Origin of the sequence: Actinoplanes sp. CA-015351 (assembly GCF_050955685.1) — a bacterium.
In the GTDB taxonomy this organism is placed as follows: domain Bacteria; phylum Actinomycetota; class Actinomycetes; order Mycobacteriales; family Micromonosporaceae; genus Actinoplanes.
The window spans coordinates 1,462,451-1,478,109 of record NZ_CP192102.1; the positions used below are offsets into that span (position 1 = coordinate 1,462,451).

At 69.3% G+C, this 15,659-nt stretch carries 12 protein-coding genes and 1 tRNA gene; 7 read left to right on the plus strand and 6 right to left on the minus strand.

The window, feature by feature from the left end; translation table 11 throughout:
• Positions 1-101: 101 nt before the first annotated feature.
• The 4 genes from gltX to ACQP2E_RS06810 all read right to left on the minus strand — a co-directional run bounded on the left by gltX (position 102) and on the right by ACQP2E_RS06810 (position 7,113).
• Positions 102-1,508 carry a glutamate--tRNA ligase gene (gltX, locus tag ACQP2E_RS06795; protein ID WP_433829001.1) on the minus strand — a complete coding sequence of 469 codons (1,407 nt, stop codon included), beginning with the start codon at positions 1,506-1,508 and terminating at the stop codon, positions 102-104.
• Positions 1,509-1,559: 51 nt separating this feature from the next.
• A complete protein-coding gene (locus ACQP2E_RS06800) occupies positions 1,560-3,680 on the minus strand; it encodes a methyl-accepting chemotaxis protein (RefSeq protein ID WP_433829002.1) in 2,121 nt (706 codons plus the stop codon).
• An 83-nt stretch (positions 3,681-3,763) separates the two neighbouring features.
• Entirely contained in the window at positions 3,764-6,502 is a 2,739-nt protein-coding gene (gene aceE / locus ACQP2E_RS06805; protein WP_433829003.1) for a pyruvate dehydrogenase (acetyl-transferring), homodimeric type, read from the minus strand.
• A gap of 206 nt (positions 6,503-6,708) precedes the next feature.
• Positions 6,709-7,113, minus strand: coding sequence for a YjbQ family protein (locus ACQP2E_RS06810; protein ID WP_433829004.1), 405 nt, complete (start codon positions 7,111-7,113; stop codon positions 6,709-6,711).
• Positions 7,114-7,320: 207 nt separating this feature from the next.
• On the opposite strand from ACQP2E_RS06810, the gene ACQP2E_RS06815 reads away from it, so the two are divergent.
• The 4 genes from ACQP2E_RS06815 (at position 7,321) to ACQP2E_RS06830 (ending at position 10,726) form a co-directional block, all read left to right on the plus strand.
• The gene (locus tag ACQP2E_RS06815; RefSeq protein WP_433829005.1) at positions 7,321-9,561 is read left to right on the plus strand and encodes a transketolase C-terminal domain-containing protein; all 2,241 of its coding nucleotides are present in this window, start codon (positions 7,321-7,323) and stop codon (positions 9,559-9,561) included.
• Between the two features lie 98 nt (positions 9,562-9,659).
• On the plus strand, positions 9,660-10,091 hold the full coding sequence (locus tag ACQP2E_RS06820; RefSeq protein WP_111648964.1) for a DUF3052 domain-containing protein: 432 nt from the start codon (positions 9,660-9,662) through the stop codon (positions 10,089-10,091).
• A gap of 65 nt (positions 10,092-10,156) precedes the next feature.
• Entirely contained in the window at positions 10,157-10,630 is a 474-nt protein-coding gene (locus ACQP2E_RS06825; RefSeq protein ID WP_433829006.1) for a peroxiredoxin, read from the plus strand.
• Between the two features lie 24 nt (positions 10,631-10,654).
• Positions 10,655-10,726: transfer RNA gene (locus ACQP2E_RS06830), tRNA-Val, on the plus strand.
• Positions 10,727-10,845: 119 nt separating this feature from the next.
• Here the strand turns inward: ACQP2E_RS06830 and ACQP2E_RS06835 are convergent.
• Positions 10,846-11,370: a DUF402 domain-containing protein gene (locus tag ACQP2E_RS06835; protein WP_433829007.1), complete on the minus strand. Its 525-nt coding sequence runs from the start codon at positions 11,368-11,370 to the stop codon at positions 10,846-10,848.
• 600 nt (positions 11,371-11,970) lie between these two features.
• On the opposite strand from ACQP2E_RS06835, the gene ACQP2E_RS06840 reads away from it, so the two are divergent.
• On the plus strand, positions 11,971-12,813 hold the full coding sequence (locus ACQP2E_RS06840; protein ID WP_433829008.1) for a hypothetical protein: 843 nt from the start codon (positions 11,971-11,973) through the stop codon (positions 12,811-12,813).
• Between the two features lie 123 nt (positions 12,814-12,936).
• Here the strand turns inward: ACQP2E_RS06840 and ACQP2E_RS06845 are convergent, their stop codons facing one another.
• A complete protein-coding gene (locus ACQP2E_RS06845) occupies positions 12,937-13,575 on the minus strand; it encodes a bifunctional DNA primase/polymerase (protein ID WP_433833800.1) in 639 nt (212 codons plus the stop codon).
• Between the two features lie 246 nt (positions 13,576-13,821).
• On the opposite strand from ACQP2E_RS06845, the gene ACQP2E_RS06850 reads away from it, so the two are divergent.
• Both ACQP2E_RS06850 and ACQP2E_RS06855 read left to right on the plus strand, forming a co-directional pair.
• Positions 13,822-15,048, plus strand: a complete 1,227-nt coding sequence (locus ACQP2E_RS06850) for a helix-turn-helix domain-containing protein (RefSeq protein WP_433829009.1) — start codon at positions 13,822-13,824, stop codon at positions 15,046-15,048.
• Between the two features lie 16 nt (positions 15,049-15,064).
• Positions 15,065-15,649 carry a flavoprotein gene (locus ACQP2E_RS06855; RefSeq protein ID WP_433829010.1) on the plus strand — a complete coding sequence of 195 codons (585 nt, stop codon included), beginning with the start codon at positions 15,065-15,067 and terminating at the stop codon, positions 15,647-15,649.
• Positions 15,650-15,659 lie beyond the last annotated feature (10 nt).

The window sequence follows — 15,659 nt, forward strand, 5'->3', positions numbered from 1 at the left end:
TCCCCGCAACGCGTGGGGGTGGTGGCCACCCTGGTGACGGAGAGCGTCACCGGATTCGACGACCGGCTATGGCGCGCCGGCCGTCGAATGCGGTAAACGTGTCAGAGACGGGCGCGAGCTGCGGCAAGACGGGTCAGCGTGCGCTCGCGGCCGAGCGTCTCGAGCGACTCGAACAGCGGCAGGCCGATCGTCCGGCCGGTGGCCGCGACGCGTACCGGCGCCTGAGTCTTGCCCAATTTGAGACCTCGCTCCTCGCCGACCTGCTCAAGAGCCGCCTTGAGCGGCTCCGCGGACCAGTCGGTGAGTGCGCTGAAGGCAGCCGCTGTCGCGTCCAGAATGTCCGCTGCGCCGTCCTTCATGGCCTTCGCCCAGGATGCCTCGTCGTGCACGGGCTCGTCGAGGAAGAGGAAGTCCACGTAGTCCACGATCTCGGAGAGCACCGCGATGCGGGTCTGCGCGAGCGGGGCGATCGTCGTGAAGACCGCCGAGTCGAAGGCCTCCGGCGACCACGGCGGCGCGGCGATCGTCTCGGTCCCGGTCAGCCACGGCGCGCAGACCTGGGTGAACTCGTCCGGGCTGAGCGCACGGATGTACTCGCCGTTGAACGCGCGCAGCTTCTTGATGTCGAAGAAGGCCGGAGCGTGGTTCACGTCCTCGATCCGGTACTCCTCCTCGACCACCGACCACGGGACGATCTCCCGGTCGCCGGTGGGCGCCCAGCCGAGCAGCATCAGGTAGTTGCGCATGGCTGCGGCGAGGTAACCCTCGTCCCGGTACGACTCCAGGGCCACCTTGTCGCGGCGTTTCGACAGTTTCTGCCGCTTCTCGTTGACGATCACCGGGACGTGGCCCCAGACCGGCGGGGTGGCGCCGAGCGCCTCCCAGAGGAGCTGCTGTTTCGGCGTGTTCGGCAGGTGCTCCTCGGCCCGGAACACGTGGGTGATGCCCATGCTCATGTCGTCGACGACGTTGGCCAGCAGGAAGACCGCCGAGCCGTCGCTGCGGGCGATGACGAAGTCCTCGAGCAGCTTGTTCTCGAAGGTGGGCTTGCCGCGGACCAGGTCGACGACCACGGTCTCGCCCTCGTCCGGCGTACGGAAACGCAGCGCGCGCCCCTCGCCGGGGCCGAGCGCACGGTCGCGGCAGAAGCCGTCGTAACCGATGTGGGTGTTGCCGGTCCGCGCGATCACGTCGTCGCGCTTGCAGTCGCAGTAGTAGGCCCGTGCCTCGCCGTAGAGCCGGGTCGCGGCGGCGGTGTGGTCGGCGGCGTAGGAGGACTGGTAGTAGGGGCCTTCGTAGCTCCCGCGCTCGATGCCGATCCAGTCCAGCGCCGAGATGATGCCCTCGGTCCACTCGGGCTTGTTGCGGGCCGCGTCGGTGTCCTCGATCCGAAGCACGAAGACACCGTCGTGCTGCCTGGCGTAGATCCAGTTCTGCAGCGCCGAGCGAGCGCCGCCGACGTGGAACATGCCGGTGGGTGAGGGGGCGAAACGCACGCGAACAGTCACGCCTTAAGACTACCGATCGCTTTCCGGGCCTCTCCGGCTACACCGTTTCGACTACACGGTGAAGCGGTTTACCAGGCCGGTCAGGCGCGTCGCGGTGGCGGTGAGCTCGTCGGCTGCCCGGTGTGCCGCCGCGACCGAGCGCCTGGTGCCCTCCATCGCGCCGCTGACCGTCCCGATGCCGTCGGCGATGTCCCGGCTCCCGGTTGCCGCCTCGGCGATGTTCCGGGCCATCTCAGCGGTCGTGGCGGCCTGTTCCTCGACCGCCGCCGCGATCGCCGTCTGGAAGTCGTTCACCTGGGCGATCCGCTCGGAGATCGCGTCGATCGCGGTGACCGCGCGGGCGGTGTCCGCCTCGATCGCTGCCACCCGGGCGGTCACGTCCTCGGTGGCCCGCGCGGTCTCCTGGGCCAGCTCCTTCACCTCGCCGGCGACGACCGCGAAGCCCTTGCCGGTCTCGCCGGCCCGGGCCGCCTCGATGGTCGCGTTGAGTGCCAGCAGGTTGGTCTGTTCGGCGATGTTGGCGATCAGCTTGACCACCTCGCTGATCGCGGTGGTGGAAGTACGCAGCTCGCTGATCACGCTGGCCGCCGCGGCGGTCAGGCCGACACCGTCCCGGACGGCCTGTGCCGCCTCCTGGGCGTTGTGCGAGATCTCGGTGATCGAGGTGCCCATCTGCTCGGCGCCGGCGGCCACCGTCTGCACCACGTGCGAGACGGTGTCGGCCGAGGCACTCACCGTCCCGGCCCGGTCGGCGGCAGTGTCGGACGCCGAGGAGAGATCACCACCGGTCGCCGCGACCTGCCGGGCGGTCCCGCTCACCTCGTCGGAAGCGCTTGTCACGTCGCGCATCACCGCACGCAGCTCGATGGCCGCGGTGTTCAGCGCGGTGGCCGCCTCACCGATCTCGTCACGGCCCTTGTCGTCGGCGGTGACCGTGAGATCCCGTCCGGCGAGGCGGGTCAGTGCTCGGGTGAGCCGGCCCAGCCGGCCGGAGAGACGCGCTGCCTGGAAGTACGCGAGAGCCGCGCCGGCCAGCGCCAGCAGCACCGCGGCGATCACGAACGCGGTCAGCATGGTGCGCCGGCCGTCCTGGACCACGGCGACGGCGCTCTCGGCGTCCGCGTCGTACCCGCCGACCGTGATCGCCCACTGGTACGGCGCGTAGTACGCCACCGTCGTCGTGGTGTCCCCGGCGTCCGCCCCGGACGCGCCGGGCAGCTGGTACGTGGTCCGCCAGGTCGCGTCGTCGGCCAGCTCCGGCGCCTGGGTGACGATCTCCTCGACGTACTTCGTGCCGTCGGCGTCGACAGCCGCCAGGTCGGTGGTGCCGGCCAGGCCGTCGAGGCTGGAGGCGATCACCCGGCCCTTGTCGGCCGCCAGGGTGCTGTAAACGGTGACCCAGCCGTTGTCCCGTACCTGCTGGCCGGCGATCGCGGAGGTGAGGTTCGCCAGCGCGTCGGCCTGCGGCACACCGACGAACAGCGCACCGATCACGTCACCTGAGGAGTCCTTGATCGGGTCGTACGCGGTGATGTACCAGGTGTCGACCACCTGAGCCACACCCCGGTACGACTTACCGGCCTTGATCGCGGCGGCCACCGCATTCGCCTTGCCGTCCGCCCCGACGGCCGGGATGTACGTGCCGATCGCCCGGTTGCCGGTCTTGCCGCGGACCGTGGTGGCGACCCGGAGCAGGTCGCCTGCGCTGTTCATCCGCTGGAACAGGGTGACCGCGCCACCGACCAGCTCCTGAGCGTCGTCGACGAACGGGGTGGTCGTCTTCGGATCGGTGTTCTGCCCCAGCCAGCGGCCGTTCACCGTGACCCGGGGCAGCGTCACCGTGGTCTTGTCCTGGCTCACCTGGTTCGTGGCGGTCCACTTGGCGGTACGCGACGCGAGGCGTACCCCGCCGCGCTGGTCGAGCAGGCCGTCCGCGCTGTGCATCCCGACGTCCACGCCGTTCTGGACCTCGTCGCCGACGGTACGCACCAGCGTGGTCACCGACGCCGTGGTGCGATCCAGCTCGGCCTCGTTCTGGCGGAGCACCTCGTCGCGGGTGCTGTCGGCGAACCGGCCGCTCTGCCACGCGCCGACGAGAACCAGGACCAGAGCCGTGACCAGCACGCTGCCGAGCCCGAGGATGAGCAGCTGATGAAGCATGCGGAGACGCATAACCTCACAGTCGGCACCCAGGGGCCAGAGACTGAGGCGGCCCGCCACAAAAGTGACGGGCCGCCTGCAGGAAACGCTGGTGCCTAGCTGTCGCCGCCGGTCTCGCCCACCGGAGCGGCGTTCACGTCGTCGATGGCGTACTTGCGGGCGGCCTCGGCCGGCACGTGTTTCGGCACCTCACCGCGGAGCGCGAGCTGGCGCAGCGTCGCCACGGCGACCGACTCGCCGTCCACGTGGAAGTGGCGGCGCAGGGCGTGCCGGGTGTCGCTCATGCCGAAGCCGTCGGTGCCGAGCGAGGTGTACCCGTTCGGGACCCAGCGGCTGATCAGGTCCGGTACCGCGCGCATCCAGTCGCTGACCGCGATCGAGGGGCCCTCGGTGCCTTCCAGCTTCTGCTGGATGTACGGCTTGCGGGGCTCCTCGCCGGCGTGCAGCAGGCTGTGCTCCTCAGCCTCGATGGCGTCGCGGCGCAGCTCGGTCCAGGAGGTGACCGACCAGACGTCGGCGCTCACGCCCCAGTCCTGAGCGAGCAGCTCCTGCGCCTTGAGCGCCCAGTGCATGCCGGTGCCGGAGGCGAGCAGCTGCGCCTTCGGGCCTTTCTCCACCGAGCTCTTCCGGAACCGGTAGATGCCCTTGAGCAGGCCCTCCACGTCGACGCCCTCGGGCTCGGCGGGCTGGATGGCCGGCTCGTTGTAGATGGTGAGGTAGTAGAAGATGTTCTCCTGCTGCTCCCCGTACATCCGGTGCAGGCCGTTCTCCACGATGTGCGCGATCTCGAACGCGAACGCCGGGTCGTACGCCACCACGGCCGGGTTCGTCGCCGCGATCAGCAGCGAGTGCCCGTCCTCGTGCTGCAGGCCCTCGCCGTTGAGCGTGGTCCGCCCGGCGGTCGCGCCGAGCAGGAAGCCGCGGGTCATCTGGTCGGCGGCCGCCCACAGCTCGTCGGCGGTCCGCTGGAAGCCGAACATCGAGTAGAAGATGTACAGCGGGATCATCGGCTCGTCGTGCGTCGCGTACGACGTACCGGCGGCGATGAAGCTCGCTGTCGAGCCGGCCTCGTTGATGCCCTCGTGCAGGATCTGGCCGCTCGTCGACTCCTTGTAGGACAGGAAGAGTTCCCGGTCCACGGAGGTGTAGGTCTGGCCGTGCGGCGAGTAGATCTTCTTGGTCGGGAAGAGCGAGTCCATGCCGAACGTGCGGGCCTCGTCCGGGATGATCGGCACCCAGCGGGCACCGAACTCCTTGTCCTTCATGAGGTCCTTGAGCAGGCGGACGAACGCCATCGTGGTGGCGATCTTCTGCTTGCCGCTGCCGCGCTTGATGTCGCCGAACGCCTTGGAGTCCGGGATTGCCAGCGACTTCGCCTTGGTACGCCGGGACGGGATGGAACCGCCCAGGTCACGACGCCGCTGCATCATGTACTGGTACTCGTCGGACTTCTCGCCGGGGTGGTAGTAAGGCGGGAGGTACGGGTTCTCTTCCAGCTGCTTGTCGCTGATGTCCAGGTAGAGCCGGTCCCGGAAGCCCTTGAGGTCATCCAGGGTCAGCTTCTTCATCTGGTGCGTCGCGTTACGTGCCTCGAAGTGCGAGCCGAGCGTCCAGCCCTTGATCGTCTTGGCGAGGATCACGGTCGGCTGGCCGGTGTGCTCGGTGGCCGCCTTGTACGCCGCGTACAGCTTGCGGTAGTCGTGACCGCCGCGCTTGAGGTTCCAGACCTCGTCGTCGGTCATGCCCTCGACGAGCTTGCGGGTCCGCGGGTCACGGCCGAAGAAGTGCTCACGCACGTACGCCCCGGACTCGCCCTTGTAGGTCTGGTAGTCGCCGTCCGGCGTCGCGTTCATCAGGTTGACCAGCGCACCGTCGGTGTCGGCGGCGAGCAGGGAGTCCCACTCGCGGCCCCAGACGACCTTGATGACGTTCCATCCGGCGCCGCGGAAGAACGACTCCAGCTCCTGGATCACCTTGCCGTTGCCGCGGACCGGGCCGTCCAGGCGCTGCAGGTTGCAGTTGACCACGAAGGTGAGGTTGTCCAGCTCCTCGCGGGCCGCCAGGCCGATCGCGCCGAGCGACTCGACCTCGTCCATCTCGCCGTCGCCGAGGAAGGCCCAGACGTTCTGCTGGCTGGTGTCCTTGATGCCGCGGTTGTGCAGGTAACGGTTGTATCGCGCCTGGTAGATCGCGTTCAGCGGGCCGAGGCCCATGCTGACCGTCGGGAACTCCCAGAAGTTCGGCATCAGCCGCGGGTGCGGGTACGACGGCAGGCCGCCACCCGGGTGCGACAGCTCCTGACGGAAACCGTCGAGCTGGTCGGTGGTGAGGCGGCCCTCGAGGTACGCCCGGGCGTACATGCCGGGGGAGGCGTGACCCTGGTAGAAGATGTGGTCGCCGCCGCCCGGGTGGTCCTTGCCCCGGAAGAAGTGGTTCATGCCGACCTCGTAGAGGCTGGCGCTCGACGCGTACGTCGAGATGTGGCCGCCGACGCCGATCTCCGGCCGCTGCGCGCGGTGCACCAGCATCGCCGCGTTCCACCGGATGTACGCCCGGATCCGCCGCTCGACGAACTCGTCGCCGGGGAACCAGGGCTCACGCTCCGGTGGGATGGTGTTGATGTAGTCCGTGGATGTCAGTGGAGGAACGCCGACCTGTCGCTCCCGGGCCCGCTCCAGCAGGCGCAACATCACATAACGGGCTCTTTTGGCGCCTCGTTCGTCGATGACTCCGTTGAGCGACTCGACCCATTCGTTTGTCTCTTCAGGGTCGATGTCGGGAAGCTGGCTCGGCAGGCCATCGCTGATCACCGGGCGCTTGCGCTCCGTGGCCACAGGCAATCCTCTTGGTTGAGTGTCGTTTACACCGGGCGACCTAGGTGGCGAATCGCTCGGTCAGGAACTCCATCCTGCCCCCTTTCGGTGGGCCTCGTCACGCCTACCCGACCTGTCAGCGACGCGCGACACGTTTACTGACCAGTAACTTTCCGGTGATCTGGGCAGACGTCCGGATGGTTCTCGCCACCGTCGCGGTGCACAACTCAGCCGGGCAGGAAGGAGAAACGCACCTGGCGGATCGGGTTGTCACCGTTCGGGTCCACCAGGCAGATCGACTGCCACGTGCCGAGCGCGATCCGGCCGCCGATGACCGGCAGGGTGGCGTACGGCGGGATCCAGGCGGGCAGGACGTGGTCACGCCCGTGGCCCCGGGACCCGTGCCGGTGCTGCCACTTGTCCTCGGCCGGCAACAGGTCGTCGATGGCGGTCAGCAGATCGTCGTCCGACCCGGCTCCTGTTTCGATGATCGCCAAACCCGCTGTGGCGTGCGGGACGAAGACGTGCAGCAGGCCGTCCTGCTCGGACGCGACGAACCGCTGCGCCTCGGCCGTGATGTCGTGCACCACCGGAAGGCTGCCGGTCCGGACTGTGATCACTTCGGTACGCATGTTCTATGTATAGATCTTCTAGGTGTAGAGATCGAGCAGCAGGAACACCCCGGCGGTACCGGTCAGCCAGCACAGGCAGACCGCCAGCCGGACGGCCACGTACCTCAAGATCATGTCCTGAGTACACCATCGGCGAACCCGCACGCGCGCAGAGATCGACATGCTTGATCGGCCGTTCTGCATTGGCAGGGCCAGCATGGTTCGGCGATGCTGAATTTCGTGACCACCCCGCAAAACCTCGACGAGCGGTTCCGCGATGCGGTCTCGGCCCTGCGGCCACCGGAAAACCGGCGCGAACCCGGCGATCCGGTCCGTGAGGACAGCACCCTGACCGGCGCCCGCACCCGGGAACTCTTCGACGCCCAGCTCACCGCCCGCCACCTCGACCTCGCAGCGCGATGGCTGCGAAGTTTCAACGAAGGCTTCACCACCACCGGTTCGGCCGGCCATGAGGGCAACGCCGCTGTCGCGGCTGCCCTCCGCGGCGACGACCCGGCCTTCCTGCACCATCGCTCCGCGGCGTTTTATTGCGTACGCGCAGCGGGGCGCGACGAGTCAGCCGGGACCGATCCGGCCCGCCGGTTGGAGGACGCCGCCCGGGATGTGCTGCGTGGCGTGGTCGCCTCGCAGAGCGACCCGGCCACCGGTGGCCGGGACAAACTGTTCGGCAACCCGGACCTGCACCTGCTGCCGGCCCTCTCCACCCCCGGCGGGCATCTGCCCCGGGCGGCCGGGCTGGCCAGGGCGCTGACCCGGACCAGCACGGCGCCCTGGCCGGACGACGCGATCGTGGTCGCCTCGTTCGGCGACGCCGGGGCGAGCGGCCCGGCGGCGGCTGCGGCGATCGAGATGGCCGGCCGGGCGGCGACCGAGGGAAAACCGGTGCCACTGTTGCTGATCTGCGAGGACAACGGCCCCGGATCGGCCGATCCGGACGGCTGGGTGGCGGCACTGCTGCGCGACCGGCCGGGCCTGCGTTACGCGTACGCGGACTCCGCCGACCTGGCGAGCGCGTACGACGCGGCGGTGGACCTGGCCGGATATGTGCGTGGTGAGCGCCGGCCCGCGGTGCTCCGCCTCGCCGCGGTCAACCTGCTCGGCTCCGGAACCGAGTCGGACCTGGACCCCGACCTGGCGCGTGACCCGCTGGTCGGCACCGCCCGGCTGCTCGTCGAGGCCGGGCTGCTCGGCCCGGACGACGTGATCACCAGGTACGACGAGGTGGGCTGGCAGGTCCGCAAGGCCGCCGAGGAGGTGCTCGGCGAACCGAAACTGGCCTCGATCGGCGAGATTGTGGCGTCCCTGGCGCCGCGCCGCCCGCTGCGGGTGTCGAACGCCGTCACCGAGGCCGCCGAGCGGGCCGCCGGCCCCGGCGCGGCCGCCCGGGTACGGGTCTTCGACGGGCAGCTGCCCGAGCACGCCGGCCCGATGACGCTCGCGCAGGCGATCAACGCGACGCTTGCCGACGCGCTCGCCGCCGACCCGACCGTGCTGCTCTTCGGCCCCGGCGTCACCACCGGCGGCCCGAACGGCGTCACCGCCGGTCTGCGGGACCGGGAGTCCGACCGGGTGCTCGACACCCCGGCGGACGCCACCACGGTGCTCGGGCTCGCTCTCGGCGCCGGCACGGCCGGGCTGATCCCGGTACCGGAGATCACCGGCCTGTCCGCCCTGCACACCGCGACCGAGCAGCTGCGGGTGGAGGCGGCGACCATGTCGTTGCTCTCATCCGGGTCGTACCGGAACCCGATGGTTCTCCGGGTGCCGGGCCTGGCCCAGCCGCTCGGGATTGGCGGGCATCTCGCCAACGACAACTCGGTCGCGATGCTGCGCGACGTACCCGGAATCGTCGTGGCGGTGCCCTCCCGGGCCGCCGACGCGGGGCCGATGCTGCGCTCCTGCCTGGCCGCCGCGGCGGTGGACGGCACGGTCAGCGTCTTCCTTGAGCCGGTCGCGCTGTACCAGACGAGGGACCTCTATCAACAAGGCGACAGCGAGTGGTTGTCGGCGTACGCGGAGCCCTCGAACTGGTCCGCCGAGCACGTCCCGATCGGCCGGGCACGCATCTACGGCATGGGCACCGCCCAGGATCTGACCATCGTGACGTACGGCAACGGAGTGCGAATGTCGCTCCGTGTCGCTGCCCAGCTCGCCGCCGACGGGTACGGTTCCCGAGTGGTCGATCTTCGCTGGCTCAATCCGCTACCCGTCGCTGACCTGGTACGGGAGGCCTCGGCCACCGGCCGGGTGCTGATCGTCGACGAGACGCGGCGTTCCGGCGGGGTCGGTGAGGGCGTCCTCGCGGCTCTGGTGGACGGGGCTTTTGTCGGATCGGTGCGCCGGGTGGCCGCCGCCGACGTCCCCGTTCCGCTCGGTCCGGCCGCTCAGCAGGTCCTGGTGGGAGAGGATGCCATTACCCAGGGTGCCCACACGCTGCTGGCGCGGTAAATTGCCACACACTCGGTGCGCCACTTGCGCCCGGGGCCCGGAGTGTGTGGACTACCCCAAAGGTTTTGGGGACTTTCACGGCTAGGAGGATTTGGACAGTGAGCGCGACCGCGGGTCAGGCCGACGGCGTACGCAGCCTGGCGGACCGGTTCGGCTTCGAGCCGAGCATGGTGGTCATGGAGATGGGTTACGACGACGATGTCGATGAGGATCTCCGTGAAGCCCTGACCGAACGCGTCGGAGAGCTGGTCGACGAGGACACCGATGAGGTGGTCGACGCGGTGCTGTTGTGGTACCGCGACGACGACGGTGACCTTTTCGAAATACTCACCGATGCACTTGGCCCTCTCGCCGACAACGGCGTGGTGTGGCTGCTGACCCCGAAAGCCGGCCGTGACGGCCATGTCGAACCGAGCGAGATCAGCGAGTCGGCACCGACCGCCGGTCTGCAGCAGACGTCGACGGTCAACGCCGGCAAGGACTGGACGGGCGCACGCCTGGTTACCCCCCGGGGCGCCAAGAAGAAGTAAAGCTCGCTGCCACCTCACGTCAGGTCGGCGCCCATGACGGCGCCGGCCCTGGTTAGGCTGTGCTCATGCCGATCGAGGTGGGCCAGCCGGCGCCGGATTTCACCCTCAAGGATCAGAACAACCAAGAGGTGCGGCTCGCCGATTTCCGGGGCCGCAAGGCGGTTCTGCTGATCTTCTACCCCCTGGCGTTCAGCCGCCGCTGCCACGGCGAGCTCACCGAGATCCAGGAGAACCTGGCGGCGTACGCGAATGGCGACGTCCAGGTGCTCACCGTGAGCGTGGACTCGGTCTACAGCCACAAGGTCTGGGCTGAGCAGGAAGGCTTCGGCTTCCCGCTGCTGGCCGATTTTTGGCCGCACGGCGAGGTGGCCGAAGCGTTCGGCGTCTTCGACGACGCCAGGGGATTCGCCAACCGGGGGACGTTCCTCATCGACGACACGGGCCTGGTCCGGTTCGCCGAGATGAACGGCCCCGGCGAGGCCCGCGACCAGAACGCCTGGCGGGCAGCCCTCAAGGCCCTGGCCGGGTCGGCAGGGTAGGATGACCACTCCGGTTCAGGAGCCGGGCGCGTAGCTCAGTGGGAGAGCACCCGCCTTACAAGCGGGGGGTCGTAGGTTCGAAACCTACCGCGCCCACAAGTCTCTAGGTGTCCTCTGTCCGCGGAGCGCGCGGACCCGGGACACTTGTCAATTCTGCTCCGGAGGCCGAGCCCCCGGAAACCCCGCGGCGCGGCTCGCCACCGGCTTGGACTCTGTCAGCGCAGGCGAGAGAGCCAGTTGCGGTACTGGCCTGCGAACGGTTCGGTGTCGGTGGACAGGGCCGAGCGCAAGGTCTCGGCTGCGGCGGTCGCGCCGGCCACCACGTCGGCGGGGTAACCGAAACGCACGCGGTTCTGTTCGAACTCGTCCTCGTCGTCGATGACCACGCGGCCGTCGCGGCGCAGGCGGATCACGTCGAGGTCCAGGTCGATCACGGTGAACTGGGCCGGGCCGGTGCGCTCCGGCGGGGTGATCACGTCGCAGTAGATCTCCGAGCGGCCCGGCGCGGCCGAGAACATCGCCATCCACCAGGCGTCGCGCGGCAGCAGCCGGACCGAGTCCTCACGGGTGCGCTCGAACCGCCGCCAGCCGTAGCTGTACCGGACGATCGTGCCGCGCGGCGTGCCGATCCAGGTGCCGTGCTCGTCGTCACCGAGCAGCCTGCCGGTGACCCGCCGGTGCGGCCGCCCGTCGTACTTACGCAGCACCAACTCGACTCGCTCCGAACCAGGCCCAGTCACCTGGCCGAGGCTAGTGCGGCGACGTCGGCGTTCGCGGGAAGCCTCGCCATTCAACCAACACCGCCGAAGCGGCTGATCAAGGTCGGTCACGGAGAAGCAGGGGTGAAGGCCCACCGTGTGCTCGGAGCAACGTGGCCGCGTGGATGGGGACGCACGGGTGCCCGGTGTGGCATAGATGAGGTCGCACGGTAGCGGTAGGTGTGACTTCATCATGGCCAGGGCGTGGACCCGGGCACACGGTGGCGTTATGTGCGACCTGACCCACCCTGCGACCTGACCCACCCTGCGACCTGACCACCCTGCTCGCGGTCGGCTTACTCAGTGCTGGAGCCGGGCGGGGGCCGCGCCGGAACGGCAACCTTGGTGCACCGGGTTGGGGATCAAGCCGCCGTGAGCGGGACCGAATGGGACGGTGCCGGCGGGGTGACCTGCTGGTGGGCGGGTCGCGGCCGGTTTCTCCCTGGCGGCTGGGCCCGCCCGGAAAACCCGGCCTGGCGGCACGAGCCGCCCGGAGACCCCGGCCTGGCGGCCCGTGCCGCCCGGAAAACCCGGCCTGGCGGCCCGAGCCGCCCGGACAAACCGACGTGACGGAGGACTGCCGTGGGCACGGAACTGCACGTCGGGATCGATGGCGAGAAGACTGTTGTTTCCGCGTACCCGATCAGGAGCCGCAGCGGGCGCGCGAGAAGGACCCGGACCGGGTTTTTGGTGGAGACCGTGCCGTGCGCGCCGAGCGGGCGCACCCGGGAGCAGCGCGTGGTTTTCGTGGCGCGCCTCGCGCTGCCGCTGCTGCTTCTTTCCGCGGTGGCGAGCGTCTTCGGGATCAACTGGTGGCTGGCGATGGCGGGTAGTGCCGCGCTGGCCGGGTACGTCTGGCGGCGGCAGACTCGTGCCGCGCAGCCGGGAGCGTTCGCTGTGCCGCGTGACCAGGAGTCGCGGGTGCTGTGGACGGCTGCCGAGCGGACCGCTTTCGACGGTGCGCTTGCTGCCTCGCGACGCGTTCGTGGCACCTGGCCGGCGCTGGACGGGATGGTCGACCCGGTGCTGGCCGACCGTTCGCTGACCCGCGCTCTTGACGAGCTTGCCACCGTGCTCACCCGGCGGCAGGATCTGCGCCGGCTTCGTGCCGATCTGAGCGGCGTCCAGGTCAGCGACATCCCGGCGGACAGCCCGGCCCGCGCCGCGGTCGCCGAGCAGTCGGAGCGCGCCGACGAGCTGTGGCGGGAGACCGGCGAGGCCGCCAACCGGATCCTGCGCAGCATCGACACGGCAGCCCGCGCGGGGGAGAGCTTCCTGCGGGAGCGCCAGGTCGCGGCCACCGCACGGTACGCCGAGCGGACCCTCGCCCGGGTGACCGGTGCTCCGGCCGCCGCGGAGAGCGGGCCGGAGCTGGCCGACCGCACCGAGGCCGTGATCGCCGCTTACCGCGATCTCGCTAACTGAATTCACTCATGGTGGTCACCTGTTCGGGTGACTCGCGCCACAGGGTGCTGACGTACTAGCTTGTCTAATGACATGTGTTCGTGTGCCCACATCAGGCAGACCGTCCGCTCATGGCGACGACGGTCACGCCGCGCGGCGCGACGTGGACAGCTGCCGGGGGATCGCCGGGCGGGCACGCACCGGTCCGGCGGCAGCGGCAAGCAGGTCTTGCACGCGTTCCGCGTCGGGCAGTCGCCAATCCACCTGTTCCGGCGTGACGGTCCAGCGGACCTGGCCGTCGGGCAGGCGGTTCGGCGGCGCGGGGATCCACGAGCCGACGCCGTGCCGGATCACGTCGAGCCGCTGTTCCAGCTCGGGGCGAAGCGGCAGGCCGGGGCTCACCAGAAACATCCATCGCCCGGCTCCGGTGACCGCGACGGGTCCCAGGCCAGGCACTCGACCGCCCAATGTGGCCGGCACTTCCAGCACGTCGAAGGCCGACCCGGTGGGCAACAGCACGGTGTGCGCCTGATGGCGCCACCAGGCGGAGATCCTGATCGGATCTCCGGAGGCCGACTCGGCCCAGGCGTCGAGCGCCGGGTGGCACCCGGTGATCGTGCACCCGGGTCGGCCGCAGTGGAATCGATGTCCGGCGAGGTACGCGCCGGGTGTCACGTCCCAGCCGTGTGCGGCGTACCGCAGGGCGGCACGGCGCAGGCGTACTCGGTCGAGACGATCGAGGAGCGCGGGTGGGACGAACGGCTGACGGCTGGTCCACTGCATAGCTCGATATCCCCCGTATCCGGGTCTGCGGCTGCGGTCGCGGGCGAAACGGCCGTATCCGATGACGATGAACGTCGTTGGGACGGGCAGATCCACCCTTTGCAACTTGCACAAAAAACTACGAGCATCGGTGAGCAGGCGATCACACACGCTGTGCGATCTGTGGACACATGAACGGTCCACACTGCGATTGACACCGGATGGCTCATCGGCGGACGGGCCGCCGGTTGAGTTGGGGGAGGCACCGTGGACGAGCTGCCGATCGGCCGCCGCGTCGCCTATTGGCGTGGCCGACGCAAGATGTCCCAGCAGGTATTCGCGGACCGGCTGGGCAAATCGAAGAGCTGGGTCGACAAGGTGGAGCGGGGAGTTCGCCGACTCGACAAGTTCTCAGTGGTGTACGACATCGCGGATGTGCTCCAGGTCGACGTCCAGCTTCTGCTGGGCAAGGAGGTGGAGCGCAAACCAGAGACGCAGAACTGCATCGACCAAGTTGAGGTCGAGGAGATTCGTGCTGCTCTGGAGCGTTATGACCAGATGAGTGCGTTCTTCCAGGCGGTGCCACACTCGCCGCCGCTCCCGGAGATGCGCAAGGCGGTCAGCCATGCCTGGCTGACGTACCAGCATGCGAAGTACGGCGTGCTGGCCCGGGCACTGCCCAAACTGCTGCGTGATGCGCAGGCAGCGGACAGCGCTCATGCCAACAGTGACGAGGCGCCTGCCGCCGCGCACCTGCTCGGGCAGGTCTACCAGATCGCCAGCTCCGCGCTGCGCAAGGTGGGTGAGCACGAGCTGTCCTGGCTCGCCGCTGACCGCTCGATCGCGGTCTCCCAGCGGGCCGGCGACCAGCTGCTCGCCGGGCTGGCCAGTTACCGGGTCGGCAGCGCTCTGCTCGCGCTAGGCCGGGTCAGGCCGTCGCTCGAGGTGAACGTCAACATAGCCAACCGGCTCGCGCCGGGCCCGGAACGGGCCCGTGGGGAACAGCTGTCCGTTTACGGGATGCTGCTGCTCAACGGCGCTATGTCGGCCGCACGGATCGGCGACGCCGCCACCGTGCGCGACCTGCTCAGCGGCGCCGAACAGGCCTCGCGGGAGCTGGGTGGCGACTTCAACCATTACTGGACCTGCTTCGGGCCGACCAACGTGCAGCTGCATCGCTGTGCGACCGCGGTCGAGCTCGGCGACGGTCGCCTGGCTGTGGAAGCCCACGAGCGGATGGACATGGAAGGGTTCAACGCCATGCTCCCGGAGCGGCGTGCCCACCACTTCCTGGACATCGCTCGCGGCTACACACAGATCGGTGACGTGGAGAGGGCAGGCGAGATGCTGCTCGAGGGCGACCGGCTCGCCCCGTCGGAGATCCGCTGCCGCCCACTCGCCCACGAAGTCCTTTCCGACGTGCTCCGGCGTACCCGGGGCGCGCCACCGGCTCCTATCGCGGAGCTGGCAGAACAGATGGGAGTCGGCGTATGAGGTGGGACTGCACGTGATGACGGGTAACCCCTCACCCGGTGTGCTGTACGTACTCGTGTGCGGCTCACCGATGGCCCGGGACGTCGGGATCCTCGTCAGCCTCGCCCAGAGCGACGGCTGGGAGGTCTGCGTGATCACCACCCCGGACGGCCGCAAGTTCGTCGACGTCGCGGCCCTTCAGGCACAGACCGGTCATCCGGTCCGTTCCGATTACAAGAGTCCCGGCGACCCTGACGTGCTGCCGCAGGCCGACGCGATGATCGTCGCGCCGGCCACGGTCAACACGGTCAACAAATGGGCCGCCGGGATCACCGACACCCTGGTGCTCGGTCTGCTGGTCGAGGGGTACGGGTACGGCGTGCCGACCGCCGTCGTCCCGTACACCAACAAGATCATGGCGCTGCACCCCTCGCTGCACGAGAGCCTGGCGAAGCTGCGTGACTGGGGAGTGCAGGTGCTTTACGGCGAGGACGTCTGCCGTCTCGGCGCCCCCGGGCAGACCGATCGCTACCGTCCGCAGTTTCCCTGGAGGCGAGCCCTCCAGGCGGTGAGCGGGCCGGTGGGAGTGGGCAGCCGAGTGGAGCCCGGGGCGGTTTCGTAGCCATATAGAG